The sequence below is a fragment of the Polynucleobacter paludilacus genome, from assembly GCF_018687595.1.
Lineage (GTDB): Bacteria > Pseudomonadota > Gammaproteobacteria > Burkholderiales > Burkholderiaceae > Polynucleobacter > Polynucleobacter paludilacus.
Genome location: NZ_CP061298.1, coordinates 927,389 through 942,949, shown reverse-complemented (window position 1 = coordinate 942,949; position 15,561 = coordinate 927,389). Strand labels below are relative to the sequence as shown.

The following is a 15,561-nucleotide window of genomic DNA, read 5'->3' as shown; positions in this document are numbered from 1 at the left end:
CAGGACATAGCATGCAATTTTCTGAATCCTGGCTAAGACAGTACGTTAATCCTGAGCTTGATAGCGCAGCCCTTGGCCATGCCATGACGATGGCGGGTTTGGAGGTTGAAGAGCAGCACTCGGTAGCGCCTTCATTTACACAGATCGTTGTTGCTGAAATTCTGTCTGCTGAACAACATCCGGATGCCGATCGTTTAAGAGTCTGCAAAGTGAATGCCGGTACTGGCCAAGAATTACAAATTGTGTGTGGTGCACCCAATGCAAGAGCCGGAATCAAAATTCCTTGCGCCTTAGTTGGAGCGCAATTACCTCCTGCCGAAGCCGGGGGAAAGCCTTTTCAGATTAAGGTGGGTAAGTTACGTGGCGTAGAAAGCCAGGGCATGTTGTGTTCTGGAAGAGAGCTTGGCCTAGGCGAGGATCATGAGGGTATTTTGGAGCTCCCGTCTGATGCTCCAGTGGGTAAAGATATTCGACAGTACCTGGATTTAGACGACCAGATTTTTATCATCAAACTCACGCCCAATAAAGCAGATTGCTTGTCCTTAATAGGCATGGCAAGAGAAGTTTCTGCAATTACCGGAGCGGCACTCAAAAAGCCTGAGTGGAAAGCCGTACCGGTTTCCATTAAAGACCAACGCAAAGTCATCGTTGAGAACACAGAACTTTGTGGCCGCTTTGCTGGTCGTATTATTCAAGGTGTCAATGCAAAAGCCAAAACGCCCGATTGGATTGTGCAGCGCCTAGCCCGAGCAGGACAAAGAAGTATCTCTGCCTTGGTAGATCTCTCTAACTATGTCATGCTCGAAATGGGTCAGCCCACCCATGTATTTGATTTAGATAAAGTTACTGGGGACATCATCGTGCGCTGGGCCAAAACGGGCGAACAGTTAGCACTCCTCAATGGTCAGACAGTTCAACTGACTGACGTCAATAACTCCAAAGCGCTGCCTATTGGTATTGTTGCCGATCAAAATGGCCCGCTTGCGTTGGCTGGGATCATGGGTGGCAATCATTGCGCCGTGACTGATGACACCATCAATATTTTTGTAGAAGCAGCCTACTGGCAGCCTAACGCCATTCAGGGTCGTGCACGTCGCTTCAACTTTAGTACCGACGCTGCCCACCGTTTTGAGCGTGGAGTGGATCCACAAGCTACCGTTGATTGCCTCGAATATCTATCTAACTTGATTATTGAAGTGTGCGGCGGACAAGCTGGGCCAATTGATGATCAAGTCTTAGCCACTCCAGAGCGCAAGCCCGTCAAGATGCGTCTTGAGAGAGCTGCCAAGGTCATCGGCATCCCCTTAACAACTCAAATTGTGAGTGATGTATTTAAGAGTTTGAATTTTGATTACAAGCTCGAGGCTGGCGATGTCTATGTTGTGACACCACCGAGCTATCGCTTTGATATTGAGATCGAAGAAGACTTAATCGAAGAAGTAGCGCGCATGTATGGTTTTGAAAATATCCCAGACCATCCACCAGTAGCCAGCCTCAAAATGAGCGCTAAGCCTGAAGCAAAGCGGGCAGTGCATTTATTACGGCAGCGCTTTGCTCTTCAGGGCTATCAAGAGACAGTGAATTTTGGTTTCATTGATGCTGATAGCGAAAAACGCTTAGCAGGTGCAAGCGATGCCGCTCTCATTAAAGTGCTTAATCCCATCGCAAGCCAGTATGGTGTGATGCGCAGCAATTTATGGGGCGGCTTACTAAATAATCTCAAAGCCAATCTCAACCGCGGCGCAACCCGAGTTCGCCTGTTTGAAACGGGTAGGGTGTTTAAGCGGAATGCCAGCTTCACTGAGCAGTCTGGCGAAGTGGCTGGATTTGATCAGCCACAACGCATTGGCGGTCTAGCCTATGGCAGTTTTGTTCCTGAACAGTGGGCCAATGCAAATCGCTTAGTGGATTTCTTCGACGTGAAGGGCGATCTAGAGCGGGTTTTTGATCCCTTGCACCTGCTTACAGGAGCTGCTCAGCATCCTGCATTGCACCCCGGACGTTCTGCGCAAGTCATGTTGCACGCTGCTGAGGGTCCAGTCATTCTGGGTTGGATCGGCGAATTACATCCTGGCTTACAACAGGCTTATGAGTTGCCACAGGCCCCAGTATTATTCGAGTTGGACTTAGAGCCCTTACGTAATATTGGTCTTCCGCAGCCTGAAGAGCTCAGTAAATTTCCTGCAGTCCAACGTGACTTGGCTGTGGTGGTGAAGCAAAATATTGCAGCCCAGGCGCTGCTGGATGCAATGCAAGCTAGCAAGCAACAGTTTGTTCGATCGATTCAATTGTTTGATGAGTTCCGACCCAAGGCAGGATCGGCATCAATGGCAGAAGACGAAAAGAGTTTGGCATTCCGCGTTACATTACTCAATCCTGAGGACACATTACAGGATGTACAAATTGAGGCTGCAATGAGCGGTTTACTAGTCGCCTTAGAAAAAAAATGTGCCGCGCGCTTGCGCTAGGTATAGTATTACTAATTCTGAAAATTTAATAAAAGTATTGCGAAAGATTCTTGCAATGAACAGCGTAAATAGCAATGACACCGTTACGAAGAATGAGCTCTCTGAAGCCTTGTTTGATCAGGTAGGTCTCAATAAGCGCGAAGCGAAAGATATGATTGATGCTTTTTTTGATCGCATTGGTCAGTCACTCGAAACGGGTGTGGAGGTCAAAATTTCTGGTTTTGGTAACTTTCAACTTCGCAATAAGTCTGCACGTCCAGGGCGCAACCCAAAGACCGGTCAAATGATTCCGATTGCGGCTCGCCGCGTAGTTACCTTCCACGCTAGTCAAAAGCTCAAGGATGTAGTGGAGTCACATGCTCGAGAAAACAGAGTTTGATGCCAGCGCCAGCGGCGCAACGCTAACCAGCGCACAGCTGCCCCCGATTCCTGCTAAGCGATATTTCACCATTGGTGAAGTTGCAGACCTTTGTGGCGTTCGCTCGCATGTATTGCGCTACTGGGAGCAAGAGTTCACTCAATTAAGCCCACAGAAGCGCCGCGGTAATCGGCGCTATTACCAGCACCATGAAGTCGTTTTGATTCGCAGAATTCGGGCACTTTTGTACGAAGAAGGTTTTACGATTAGTGGCGCCCGGAATCGTCTTGAGGAAGCGCGCGGTGAGCTACAACTTCGCGAAGAGTTGCAGGTCGTTTTGCAGATTCTGGCTAAATAAGCTTCATTTAAGACATTTCCGAGCTGATACAATTTTGTCTTTCGTCGGGGCGTAGCGCAGCCTGGTAGCGTACTTGCATGGGGTGCAAGTGGTCGGAGGTTCAAATCTCTCGCCCCGACCATCATTTAAGACCGATCCTTACCAATAGACATGAACTCCACACATTCCTCACCAGTCTCCATACCTTCCGTTGATTACTTTGGCTTAGAGATACCATTTCTAGCCCACTTAGGAGTGGTCCCAGAATATGCGAAAGAGGGTAAGGCGCTGATTAGCTTAGATCTCAAGCCTGAGCATCTCAACAGTTTTCAGGTCGCGCAGGGTGGGGTGATCATGGCTATTTTGGATTTCGCTATGTCTGCCGCCGCCAGGAGTACCTTTAATCATCCTCTTGGCGCCACCACAGTGGATATGACCACCAGCTTCTTGCGTCCCAGCCGAGGTAAGTTAATGATTGAGGGTACCGTGCTCAAATCTGGAAAATCCATTCAGTATTGCGAGGCAGTTGTGATCAATGCTGCTGGAGAAATCACAGCAAAAAGCAGTGGTAGTTTTATGCTTAGGGCTAAGTAGGTTTGAGATTAAAGGCCTAGATTGACTTATTAATATCTATAATATTAATAATAAATATTACTAATATAAAACCACATAATTTATACAGTTTTAATCATTAAATAGTCAATAATTGATTATCCATATAATTAGCTTATAATATGGTTTTCATTCATTATTTATAAAGCCAAAAATATGTCATCATACAAAGAGTTATTAGCTCAACGCGAGCAATTAGATAAACAGATTAAAGAGGCGATTGCCCATGAAAAAGCAGATGGCATTGCCAAGGCAAAAGCGATTATTGATCAATATCAGTTAAGCGCAGCGGATCTATTCAGTCGTAAAGCAGGTTCTGGTGCCCGCAGTGGTGGCAAGGTGGCCCCAAAGTATCGTAACCCTGCTAACGGTGAAACCTGGACAGGCAGAGGCAAAGCCCCCAAGTGGATCGAAGGTAGAGATCGCTCTAGCTTTTTGATCTAAGTCACTGAATTTATTGCACTATTTATTTCTAGAGCAATATTTTAAAAGCCATCAACCTTGGGGGTGATGGCTTTTTGCTTATTAAAGCCAATTAAGAACTAAGACATTTTCTCGCTAAGGCTTCAATAAATGCCGTTTCTAGGCTTTCTAGTCTCGATTTATTAGTGAAAGTACTATCCAGATCCCCATTTGTCGCTGGATAGGGGATGATTAAGGGATTTTGCTCAATCAGCCCTCTCTCCAGTTCTTTTTGGATATCTTGAGTATCTTTAGGGTGCAATGCTGCCCTAACACCGGTATTTTCTTCTGCCAAGCTCACAACCCCAGGGTGAAGTTTGATAAATCCCTCATCGACCAAAATCGGGGTATGTTGGGTATCTTTGCTTTTACTTAAATAGTGAATTAAGTGAACTTGTTCAACCGGCGGTATCAGCGCATCTAGGAAGATGAGATCGGGTGCTAGCGAGACGGATTTCATCAGTCCCTCTAAGCTGTCGATCGCAATCTCCATTTCAACTTTGAGTTGCCAGGTCTGGAGTGCCTCTAAAAGCTCCAAGCTGTTCTCGGTTCGCCTAAAAATCCCCATAGCAATGCACTTTTGAGTGGATTTTTGTCGCATTGCCCGTTTTCGTCGTTGTAATTGCTGTTCTAAGGAGCTGGCCAGAATGCGACGATGACCTCCGCGCGTCTTCCAGGCAATTAATTCGCCTAATTCCACCATTTTTTGGACCGTTCCTAGTGATACTTGGAGGACTTTTGCGCTCTGACGGGTGCTGAGGTATTCCATTCCTGGCGTAATTTCTTTCATATTTCCTTCATTTAAGGTGTGAATTGGAGATTTAAAGAATAAAAATCAATTTCATTTGAATCTGTCATCCATTCCTGAATACTGAGTAGGAAAGTTCTGATTCATGAGCCAGAAATAGGGAAAAGCCTTAGTAATCTGCGGGTCATCCGTGTTAAATTAACGCAGTAGTGAACGTATTTGCATAGATCAATTCGTGGACTGGTGAAGCCAGAAAGCGGATGGTTATAACCACAGTTTTTATTCGGGAAACCCGATGAAAGGTGAGCATCATGATGCAGGACCAAAGAGATAACTCGTATCTCTTCGGGGGAAATGCCCCCTATGTAGAAGAACTTTATGAATCCTATTTGCTAGATCCCGGTTCAGTTGAGGATCATTGGCGAAATTATTTCGACAGCGTGAAGCAAGTGCCAGCGGTAGATGGCTCATCCATGAAGGATATTGCTCATGCTCCCATCGTGGCTTCCTTTGCTGAGCGCGCCAAGCAAGGCCCGATTAGAACCGTTTCCGATTCAGCAGACTCCGAGATGGGTCGCAAGCGTGTCGCCGTTCAACAGCTCATTGCCGCCTATCGCAATGTGGGCAATCGTTGGGCAGACCTCGATCCTTTAAAACGCTCTGAGCGTCCAGATATTCCTGAATTGGACCCAGCGTTTTATGGCTTTACCGATGGCGATATGGATATCGTCTTCAATACCAGCAATACTTTCTTCGGCAAGTCCGAAATGACTTTGCGTAATTTATTGCAGGCTTTGCGTGAAACCTACTGCGGCACCATCGGTGTCGAGTTCATGTTCATCGCTGATCAAAAGATCAAGAAGTGGTGGCAAGAGCAGCTGGAATCCATTCGTTCGGCCCCCCAATTTAATGTGGATGAGAAGCGTCAAATCTTAGACCGCTTAACTGCTGCTGAAGGCCTCGAGCGTTATCTCTCGGCTAAATATGTGGGGCAGAAACGCTTTTCACTAGAAGGTGGAGACAGCTTCATCCCTTGCATGGATCAATTGATTCGTCAGTCTGGTGCAGAGGGCGTGCAAGAGATTGTGATTGGTATGGCGCATCGTGGCCGCTTGAATGTCTTGGTGAACGTGCTGGGCAAGATGCCAAAAGATTTGTTTGCTGAGTTTGAGCACACTGGCCCAGAAAATCTACCTGCTGGCGATGTGAAGTACCACCAAGGTTTCTCAAGCGACATCTCCACACCAAGTGGTCCCGTCCACCTGTCTTTGGCATTCAACCCTTCCCATTTAGAAATCGTTAATCCTGTGGTTGAGGGTTCTGCACGGGCACGGATGGAGCGTCGTGGTGACATGCTAGGCAAGCAAGTGTTGCCTGTATTAGTTCATGGCGACGCTGCGGTAGCAGGTCAGGGCGTGGTGCAAGAGACTCTCGCAATGTCTGAAGTGCGTGGTTATTCCACTGGCGGCACAGTGCATATTGTGATTAATAACCAAATTGGCTTTACCACTTCTGATCCGCGTGATTTGCGCTCAAGCCTCTATTGCACCGACATCATGAAAGTGATCGATGCCCCGGTATTGCACGTCAATGGCGATGATCCTGAAGCAGTAGTACTAGCGACCAAGTTGGCTTTAGACTTCCGCACTCAGTTCCATAAAGATGTAGCAATTGACATTGTTTGCTTCCGCAAACTTGGTCATAACGAGCAAGATTCGCCGGCGATGACTCAGCCTTTGATGTACAAAATTATTAGCGCCCATCCTGGCACCCGCAAGTTGTACGCAGACAAATTAGAAGCTCAGGGTGTTCTTACGTCAGGTACCGGCGACCTCATGGTTAAAGAGTATCGTGCTGCGATGGATGAGGGTAAGCAAACCTCGGATCCAGTCTTGAGTAATTTTGTTGGTAAATATGCAGTGGACTGGTCACCATTTTTAAATAAGAAATGGACTGACGAAGCTGATACTGCCATTCCGCTGGCTGAGTGGAAGCGTTTGGCGGAGAAGATTTCTGCCATGCCAAATGATTTCAAAGTGCATCCCTTGGTGGAGAAGGTCCTGAATGACCGTGCTGCCATGGGTCGAGGTGAGGTGAATGTCGATTGGGGTATGGGCGAACACATGGCCTTTGCCTCATTAGTGGCTAGTGGCTACCCAGTTCGGTTATCGGGTGAGGATAGTGGTCGCGGTACCTTTACGCATCGTCATGCCGTTTTGCATAACCAAAACCGCGAGAAGTGGGACACCGGAACTTATGTTCCTCTGCAGCATGTCACTAAGGATCAAGCTCCCTTTATCGTGATTGACTCGATTCTGTCTGAAGAGGCTGTACTAGGTTTTGAATACGGCTTTGCTTCTGCAGAACCCAATACGCTAACCATCTGGGAAGCGCAGTTCGGCGACTTTGCCAATGGTGCTCAAGTAGTGATCGATCAATTTATCGCTTCTGGTGAGGTGAAGTGGGGTCGTGCCAATGGTTTGGTCATGATGTTGCCCCATGGTTATGAAGGTCAAGGCCCAGAGCACTCATCTGCACGTCTCGAACGTTTTATGCAATTGTGTGCCGATACCAATATGCAGGTGATTCAGCCTACGACTGCAGCGCAGATTTTCCATGTTTTGCGTCGTCAAATGATTCGTCAGTTCCGCAAGCCTCTGATTCTGATGACGCCTAAGTCGCTCTTGCGGAATAAAGAAGCCTCTTCTCCACTCATTGAATTTACTAAAGGGAAGTTCCACACGATTCTTTCTGAACGTGATGAGGGCATTGATTCCCAGAAGGTCACTCGTCTTTTAATGTGTTCTGGCAAGGTCTACTATGACTTGGCAAAAGAGCGCACCGAGAAGAAGATTGGTGATGTGGCGATTATTCGTTTGGAGCAACTTTATCCATTCCCACATAAAGCACTGACTGCAGAATTGAAGAAGTATCCCAATCTTGCCGAAGTGGTGTGGTGTCAAGATGAACCTCAAAACCAAGGTGCCTGGTTCTTTGTTCAGCACAATATTTTGGAGAATATGACTGAGGGTATGAAGTTGGCTTATGCCGGACGTCCTGCCTCTGCTTCGCCTGCGGTGGGTTATGCACATCTCCATCAAGAACAACAGAAGTCATTAATCAACGCTGCATTTGCCAAACTTAAAGGTTATGTGATCACGAAGTAATCGTCCACACAATCTCAACCCATATTTTTTAGGAATCATCATGGCCATATTTGAAGTGAAAGTCCCCCAACTCTCTGAGTCCGTTGCTGAAGCAACCTTATTGCAGTGGAAAAAGAAAGTCGGCGAAGCGGTTGCACAAGACGAAATCTTGATCGAAATTGAAACTGATAAGGTCGTTCTGGAAGTTCCCGCTCCGTCTGCTGGAGTGCTGACGGAAGTTTTGGTTGGCGATGGCGGCACAGTCGTTGCCGAGCAATTGATCGGCAAGATTGATAGCACTGCAGTTGCAAGTGCAGCTCCAGCTGCGGCAGCAAAAGCGGCTGCGCCAGCTGCGAAGCCTGCCGCATCAAGCGCCCCTGCATCTACTGCTCCTGTGGCAGCACCTTCTGCAGCCAAGTTAATGGCTGAAAACAACGTGAGCGCAGCCCAAGTGGCAGGCTCTGGTCGTGATGGCCGCATTACTAAGGGTGATGTTCTTAATGCTGTATCTGGTGGCGCTAAATCTAGCGTAGCCCCTTTGCCAACAGTTTCGATTCCTTTGGGTGATCGTCCTGAAGAGCGTGTTCCCATGACCCGTTTGCGCGCCCGTATTGCAGAGCGCTTACTCGAGTCCCAAGCAAACAACGCGATTTTGACGACTTTCAATGAAGTCAATATGGCGCCAGTGATTGCCATGCGCAATAAATACAAGGACATCTTTGAAAAGACCCATGGTGTGAAATTGGGCTTCATGTCCTTTTTTGTGAAGGCCGCTACACATGCTTTGAAGAAGTTCCCCTTATTGAACGCTTCAGTAGATGGCAACGATATTGTGTATCACGGTTACTTTGATATTGGTATCGCAGTGAGCTCGCCAAGAGGTTTGGTAGTGCCGATTTTGCGTGATGTCGATCAAATGAATCTGGCTGATATTGAGAAGAAGATCGCCGAGTTTGGTGCTAAGGCACGCGAAGGTAAATTGACGATCGAAGAGCTTACTGGTGGTACTTTCTCGATCTCCAATGGGGGTGTGTTTGGTTCAATGCTTTCAACGCCAATCATTAATCCTCCTCAATCCGCGATTTTGGGGATTCATGCCACGAAAGATCGTGCTGTTGTTGAGGATGGCCAAATTGTGATTCGTCCAATTAACTACTTGGCGCTTTCTTATGACCATCGCATTATTGACGGTCGCGAGGCAGTACTTGGCTTGGTCGCCATGAAGGAAGCTTTAGAAGATCCTTCACGTCTTTTACTTGATCTGTAAGCGAGCACTCTATGAGTAAATCATTTGATGTCCTTGTCATTGGTGGCGGTCCTGGTGGATACATTGCGGCGATTCGTGCGGCGCAGTTGGGCTTTAATGTTGCTTGTGCTGAATCCAACGCCTATGACGACCCCAAGGGCGAGCCTCGTTTAGGCGGTACTTGTTTGAACGTCGGCTGTATTCCTTCCAAGGCATTGCTTGCTTCATCGGAAGAGTTTGAGAAGATCGAGCATCATGCGGCGGATCACGGCATCCAGGTTGGCTCTGTCAGTATGGATACCAAGAAAATGATTTCTCGTAAAGATGAGATCGTGACGAAAATGACTGGTGGTATTCAGTACCTGTTCAGAAAAAATAAGATCACCTTGTTAAAAGGGCACGCTTCATTTGTTGGTAAAGATGCAAGCGGATATCAAATTCAAATTGATGGCAAGGATGCTGGCACAGTTTCCGCAACGAATGTCATCATTGCTACAGGCTCAAAAGCCCGTCATTTGCCAGGCATCGTTGTTGATAACAAGCTAATCTGTGATAACGAAGGCGCTCTCAAGTTTGATGTCGCTCCCAAGAAATTAGGTGTGATTGGTGCTGGTGTGATTGGCCTTGAGTTGGGTTCAGTTTGGCGCCGCTTAGGTGCAGAGGTCACTATCCTTGAAGCCATGCCAAGTTTTCTGGGTGCATGCGATCCTGGTATCGCCAAAGAGGCCCAGAAGTTATTTGCGAAGCAAGGTTTAAATATTCAGACCGGTGTGAAGATTGGCGAAGTGAAGGCTGATAAGAAGGGTGTATCGATTCAGTATGTCGATAGCACTGGTAAAGCGCAAAAGCTGGATTGTGATCGTTTAATTGTTTCTGTTGGACGCGTACCTAATACTGATAAGTTAGGCTTAGACAAAATCGGCTTGAAGGTTGATGAGCGCGGCTTTATTCCGATTGATGATCATACCTGTGCGACATCAGCCTCAGGCGTATACGCGGTTGGAGACGTTGTGCGGGGCCCAATGTTGGCGCATAAAGCGGAAGATGAGGGTGTTTTGGTTGCCGAGATCATTGCTGGTCAAAAACCCCATATTGATTACAACTGCATTCCTTGGGTCATTTATACCGACCCTGAAATCGCTTGGGTTGGCAAGAACGAACAGCAGCTCAAAGACGAAGGCCGTGCCTATAAAGCAGGTCAGTTCCCCTTTGCTGCCAATGGTCGTGCCTTAGGCATGGGGCGCTCTGATGGTTTTGTGAAAGTGTTGGCCGATGCCAAAACTGATGAAATTCTGGGCGTGCATATCATTGGTCCTAATGCATCGGATTTAATTGCTGAGGCAGCAGTCGCCATGGAGTTTAAGGCTGCAGCGGAAGATATTGCTCGGATATGCCATCCACACCCTAGCTTGTCTGAGGTGGTTCGTGAAGCGGCACTTGCGGCAGATCAACGCGCCTTAAATATGTAATTGAAAGCGATCGAGTATTACCAGCAAGAGTTAAAAGCGCGCGGGTATCACACCGATCCCGCGCAGCTTCGCGCAATTGAGCGATTGCAGGCCTGCGAGGATCAGTGGGTAGACTACAAGCAGGTTCGCAGCAATCAACTCAAAAAGAAACTGTTTAGACCTGCTTTACCCCGCGGGATTTACTTATGGGGTGGTGTTGGTCGCGGCAAGTCCTTTTTAATGGACTGCTTTTATGCGGCATCCCCATTAGAAAAAAAGATTCGGATTCATTTTCACGAATTCATGCGGGAAGTTCACCGTGAATTGCATGAGTTATCTGGGCTGGCTGATCCACTGGATGAGTTAGCCAAAAGAATCTCTAAGCGCTATCGCTTGATCTGTTTTGATGAGTTCCATATCAACGATATTGCAGATGCCATGATTCTGTATCGATTGCTAAAAGCGTTATTTGAGGATCGCGTGCAGTTTGTAATGACGTCCAATTACCGACCCGATCAGCTCTATCCCGATGGCTTGCACCGTGATCGTCTTCTACCCGCCATTCGCCTGCTAGAAGATAAATTGGATATTTTGAATGTCGATGCGGGTAACGATTATCGCCGGGTACAAATGGAGCAAGTTGAGGCCTACTTGACACCCATTGATTCGCAAACTGATCTGAAGCTTCTCAACATGTTTTATGCCTTGATCGGCAATCAAGCTGAAGATCCAAATCCGGTTCTCTATATTGAATCTCGTGAATTACTCCCCCTGCATATGGGTGATGGTGTGGTGTGGTTTGATTTTCAAACGCTCTGCTGTGGGCCGCGTTCTCAAAACGATTATTTAGAGCTTGCCAAGCAGTTTCATACCGTGATTCTCTCTGGCGTGCCTTATATGCCACCGCGTTTAACGAATGAAGCTCGTCGTTTTATTTGGCTGGTTGACGTTCTATATGACAATAAAAACAAGCTCATTATTTCAGCAGATGTACCTGCAGCAGAGCTTTATACAGAGGGTCAAATTACCGCTGAATTCTCAAGAACGGTCTCTAGATTGCTTGAGATGCAGTCCAGAGACTATTTAGATGCGCCACGACGAGTGCATTCGAGCGCCTTGACCTAAAATAGACTGATGTCCCACATATCTGACCTTAACGCTGATCTGCATTGTCACTCTGTCATCTCTGATGGCACTTTGACTCCGGAAGATTTGGCTCAACGCGCTTATGCTAATGGTGTGCGCCTCTGGTCCCTAACCGATCATGATGAGTTAGGCGGTCAAGAGCGGGCTCGCGCTGCGGCTCAGGCGATTGGTATGGACTATGTTGGCGGGGTTGAGATTTCGGTTACGTGGATGGGGCACACCATTCATATTGTTGGCCTTGGTATCGATCCAAAAAATCCTGCTTTGGTAGAGGGCTTACGCCAAACCCGTGATGGTCGCGGCAAACGTGCTCAGCAAATTGCAGATGCCTTATCCCAAGTTGGTATTGCCGGTGCATATGAAGGCGCTTTGCAGTTTGCGGGCAACCACGATTTGATTTCACGTACTCACTTTGCGCGATTTTTAGTGGAGCAGGGCATCTGCCGCAATACAGAGACTGTTTTTCAGAATTATCTCGTAGACGGTAAGCCAGGTTTTGTGCCTCATCAATGGGCTAGCCTGGAAGATACTGTGTCATGGATTAAGCAAGCGGGTGGTGTGGCAGTGATTGCGCACCCAGGACGCTATGATTTCACGGCCTTACAAATGGATCAGCTCTATGAGCGCTTCAAAGATTTTGGTGGTGTCGGGATCGAAGTGATTACTGGAAGTCATACTCCGGACCAGTATCAAACTTACGGCAAGATTGCCCAGAAGTATGGTTTTATGTCTTCACGAGGTTCAGATTTCCATGACCCAGGTGAGAGCCATATGGATCTGGGTGCACTACCACTATTGCCGAATAATCTAACACCAGTATGGTCGGTATTCCACTAATCATTCACGATATCAATAAAGATCACCATGTTTGCTGAACGCGTTCTCTCTGGCATGCGCCCTACGGGTAATTTGCACCTTGGCCACTATCACGGCGTATTAAAAAACTGGGTCCGCTTGCAAGCAGAGTATCCCTGCTTCTTTTTCGTTGCAGATTGGCATGCCCTAACTACTCACTATGAAACTCCTGAGGTGATTGAACAGTCTGTTTGGGATATGGTGATCGATTGGTTGGCAGCTGGCGTTGACCCTAATCAGGCCACACTCTTCATTCAAAGCAAAGTGCCTGAGCATGCAGAGCTCTTTTTGTTGTTAGCAATGGGAACTCCATTGGGCTGGTTGGAGAGGGTGCCCACCTATAAAGACCAAATTGAAAAGCTCAAGGAAAAAGATCTGCAGACCTATGGCTTCTTGGGCTACCCTTTATTGCAGTCTGCCGATATTCTGATCTACCGTGCCCAATTTGTTCCCGTTGGCGAGGATCAGGTACCGCACGTAGAGATGACGCGTGAAGTAGCGCGTCGCTTTAACTACCTTTACGGCCGTGAGGCAGGCTTTGAAGAAAAAGCCTTAGAGGCAGTCAAAAAGCTGGGCAGCAAACGCGCCAAAATGTATGCAGAACTTCGAACTGCTTATCAAGAGCGTGGTGACGATAGTGCGCTTGAGCAAGCCCAAGCACTTCTGCAAGATTCACAAAGTCTATCGATGGCTGACCGCGAGAGATTATTTGGATTTTTAGAGGGTGCGCGCAAAATTATTCTTCCAGAGCCACAAGCGCTATTAACTGCTGCCTCAAAAATGCCGGGTCTTGATGGTCAAAAGATGTCGAAGTCTTATGGCAATACCATTAGCATTCGCGAGAAACCGGAAGAGATCATTCGCTCAATGCGCACGATGCCAACTGATCCTGCGCGAGTTCGTAGAACCGATCCGGGTGATCCTGCCCGCTGCCCTGTTTGGCAATTTCATACCGTGTATTCCGATGAAGACACCAAAGCATGGGCTGAGAAGGGCTGCAAAAGCGCGGGCATTGGCTGCCTAGAATGTAAACAGCCGGTGATTGATGCGATATTGGCTGAGCAACAGCCAATGTTTGAGCGTGCCCAGAAATACTTGGATGATCCCAGTTTGTTGCGCTCGATTATTGCAGATGGCTCCGATAAGGCGCGTAAGGTTGCTCAAGAAACCATGCGCGAAGTACGTGAAGCCATGGGATTGGCGTACGACTAAACTTGAGTAATAGTCATACCGCTCTTGAAGAGGCATCACCCTGGATTAGACGCTTCGTTTCTGCTATCCCAAAAAATGGTGTCGTTTTGGATTTGGCTTGTGGGGCCGGTCGGCATACCCATTTTTTATTGAATGCGGGATTTACCGTTCTGGCAGTAGATCAAAATATTGACGCTATCTGCCAAGAAAAGCACCCCAGGCTAGAAGTAGCGCGCATGAATCTGGAGGGTGAGACTTGGCCTCTGACGGGTATGGATTTTTCAGCTATTGTGGTGACCAATTATCTGTTTCGACCTTACTTGGCCGAACTGCCCAAAATGCTGACTGCTGGTGGGGTTTTGCTCTTTGAAACCTTTGCCCAGGGCAACGGCGAGTTTGGGAAGCCTTCCAACCCCGATTTCCTCTTAAAAACAGGGGAATTGCTCTCATTTTCTGCTCAGAATGGTCTGAAAGTTCTGGCTTACGAAGATCTCTATATCGACCACCCCAAACCTGCCATGATTCAGAGGCTTTGCGCTGTAAAAGGCGTTTTGCAGGGGCACATTCCGTTACAATTTCGAGCTTAAACACCTATCTATACGGCACCTACCTAGTGAGCAGCACTACTTCAAATTCATCCAATAAAAAGCCCATTGCTGGCAGCATGGTAGCTATTGTTACACCCATGCTGGAAGATGGCAGTCTTGATTTCCCGGGCTTGCGTTCCTTGCTCGACTGGCATGTTGCTGAAGGTACCGATGCCATTGTGATCGTAGGAACTAGTGGTGAGTCACCAACCGTTTCAGTTGAAGAGCATTGTGAATTGATTCGGGTTTGTGTTGAGCAGATTGCCGGCCGAATTCCGGTGATTGCAGGTACTGGTGGGAACTCTACTAGAGAGGCTATTGAGCTAACGCAATATGCCAAGAAGGTTGGTGCAGATGCCAGTCTTCAGGTGGTGCCTTACTACAACAAACCAACCCAAGATGGCATGTATGCCCACTTTAAAAAGATTGCAGAGTCTGTCGATTTGCCAGTCATTTTATATAACGTGCCAGGCCGCACTGTTGCCGACCTAGCGGGCGAGACTGTCGTTCGCTTGGCACAAGTGCCTGGCATGATTGGCATCAAAGACGCAACCGGCAACCTAGAGCGCGGTATGGCTTTGATTGCAGATTTGAAGCGTGCTGGACAAGAGCAATTTGCCGTTTTTTCAGGTGATGATTTAAGTGCTGTCCTATTAATGTTGATGGGTGGCAAAGGCAATATTTCTGTAACAGCGAATGTAGCACCCCGTTTGATGCACGAATTGTGTAAGGCTGCCATGACTGGCGAACTCACCCATGCTCGTGAGTTGCAATACCAATTGCTCTCATTGCATAAAGCGATGTTCATTGAAGCTAACCCCATCCCTGTGAAATGGGCCCTATACGAGATGGGCATGATTGGTCCAGGAATTCGTTTACCTTTGACTCCGTTGAGCCTCGCTTTACGAGAGCCTTTAAAGATCGCATTGAAACAAGTCGGTTTACTATGAAGATTGA

14 protein-coding genes and 1 tRNA gene are annotated in these 15,561 nt (G+C 47.5%); 14 read left to right on the top strand and 1 reads right to left on the bottom strand.

All coding sequences use genetic code 11. The annotated features are described in order from the left end of the window. The first annotated feature begins 11 nt into the window (after window positions 1-11). The 6 genes from pheT to AOC06_RS04985 all read left to right on the top strand — a co-directional run bounded on the left by pheT (window position 12) and on the right by AOC06_RS04985 (window position 4,219). The gene (gene pheT / locus AOC06_RS05010; protein WP_215379132.1) at window positions 12-2,468 is read left to right on the top strand and encodes a phenylalanine--tRNA ligase subunit beta; all 2,457 of its coding nucleotides are present in this window, start codon (window positions 12-14) and stop codon (window positions 2,466-2,468) included. Between the two features lie 7 nt (window positions 2,469-2,475). Continuing rightward, the gene (locus tag AOC06_RS05005) at window positions 2,476-2,847 is read left to right on the top strand and encodes an integration host factor subunit alpha (RefSeq protein WP_255880087.1); all 372 of its coding nucleotides are present in this window, start codon (window positions 2,476-2,478) and stop codon (window positions 2,845-2,847) included. Next, a complete protein-coding gene (locus tag AOC06_RS05000) occupies window positions 2,825-3,184 on the top strand; it encodes a MerR family transcriptional regulator (protein ID WP_215379129.1) in 360 nt (119 codons plus the stop codon). The genes AOC06_RS05005 and AOC06_RS05000 overlap by 23 nt, the downstream gene beginning before the upstream one ends. A gap of 45 nt (window positions 3,185-3,229) precedes the next feature. Next, window positions 3,230-3,305, top strand: a tRNA-Pro gene (locus tag AOC06_RS04995). 29 nt (window positions 3,306-3,334) lie between these two features. Then, window positions 3,335-3,757, top strand: a complete 423-nt coding sequence (locus AOC06_RS04990) for a PaaI family thioesterase (RefSeq protein WP_215379127.1) — start codon at window positions 3,335-3,337, stop codon at window positions 3,755-3,757. Between the two features lie 174 nt (window positions 3,758-3,931). Continuing rightward, window positions 3,932-4,219 carry an H-NS histone family protein gene (locus AOC06_RS04985; RefSeq protein ID WP_215379124.1) on the top strand — a complete coding sequence of 96 codons (288 nt, stop codon included), beginning with the start codon at window positions 3,932-3,934 and terminating at the stop codon, window positions 4,217-4,219. Between the two features lie 91 nt (window positions 4,220-4,310). Here the strand turns inward: AOC06_RS04985 and AOC06_RS04980 are convergent, their stop codons facing one another. Continuing rightward, window positions 4,311-5,027 carry a helix-turn-helix domain-containing protein gene (locus tag AOC06_RS04980; protein ID WP_215379121.1) on the bottom strand — a complete coding sequence of 239 codons (717 nt, stop codon included), beginning with the start codon at window positions 5,025-5,027 and terminating at the stop codon, window positions 4,311-4,313. A 269-nt stretch (window positions 5,028-5,296) separates the two neighbouring features. Between AOC06_RS04980 and AOC06_RS04975 the strand changes: the two genes are divergently transcribed. The 8 genes from AOC06_RS04975 to dapA all read left to right on the top strand — a co-directional run bounded on the left by AOC06_RS04975 (window position 5,297) and on the right by dapA (window position 15,554). Next, window positions 5,297-8,152, top strand: a complete 2,856-nt coding sequence (locus tag AOC06_RS04975; RefSeq protein ID WP_215379118.1) for a 2-oxoglutarate dehydrogenase E1 component — start codon at window positions 5,297-5,299, stop codon at window positions 8,150-8,152. Window positions 8,153-8,192: 40 nt separating this feature from the next. Next, complete coding sequence (gene odhB, locus AOC06_RS04970; protein WP_215379115.1) at window positions 8,193-9,398, top strand: 2-oxoglutarate dehydrogenase complex dihydrolipoyllysine-residue succinyltransferase; 1,206 nt, start codon at window positions 8,193-8,195, stop codon at window positions 9,396-9,398. Between the two features lie 11 nt (window positions 9,399-9,409). Next, the gene (lpdA, locus tag AOC06_RS04965; RefSeq protein ID WP_215379112.1) at window positions 9,410-10,846 is read left to right on the top strand and encodes a dihydrolipoyl dehydrogenase; all 1,437 of its coding nucleotides are present in this window, start codon (window positions 9,410-9,412) and stop codon (window positions 10,844-10,846) included. After that, window positions 10,847-11,950 carry a cell division protein ZapE gene (gene zapE / locus AOC06_RS04960; RefSeq protein WP_215379109.1) on the top strand — a complete coding sequence of 368 codons (1,104 nt, stop codon included), beginning with the start codon at window positions 10,847-10,849 and terminating at the stop codon, window positions 11,948-11,950. It abuts the gene before it with no gap. Between the two features lie 9 nt (window positions 11,951-11,959). After that, the gene (locus AOC06_RS04955; protein WP_215379106.1) at window positions 11,960-12,808 is read left to right on the top strand and encodes a 3',5'-nucleoside bisphosphate phosphatase; all 849 of its coding nucleotides are present in this window, start codon (window positions 11,960-11,962) and stop codon (window positions 12,806-12,808) included. A 27-nt stretch (window positions 12,809-12,835) separates the two neighbouring features. Continuing rightward, entirely contained in the window at window positions 12,836-14,038 is a 1,203-nt protein-coding gene (locus tag AOC06_RS04950; RefSeq protein WP_215379102.1) for a tryptophan--tRNA ligase, read from the top strand. Window positions 14,039-14,040: 2 nt separating this feature from the next. Then, on the top strand, window positions 14,041-14,604 hold the full coding sequence (locus AOC06_RS04945) for a class I SAM-dependent methyltransferase (protein ID WP_255879887.1): 564 nt from the start codon (window positions 14,041-14,043) through the stop codon (window positions 14,602-14,604). A gap of 77 nt (window positions 14,605-14,681) precedes the next feature. Further along, on the top strand, window positions 14,682-15,554 hold the full coding sequence (gene dapA, locus AOC06_RS04940; protein ID WP_215381828.1) for a 4-hydroxy-tetrahydrodipicolinate synthase: 873 nt from the start codon (window positions 14,682-14,684) through the stop codon (window positions 15,552-15,554). Window positions 15,555-15,561 lie beyond the last annotated feature (7 nt).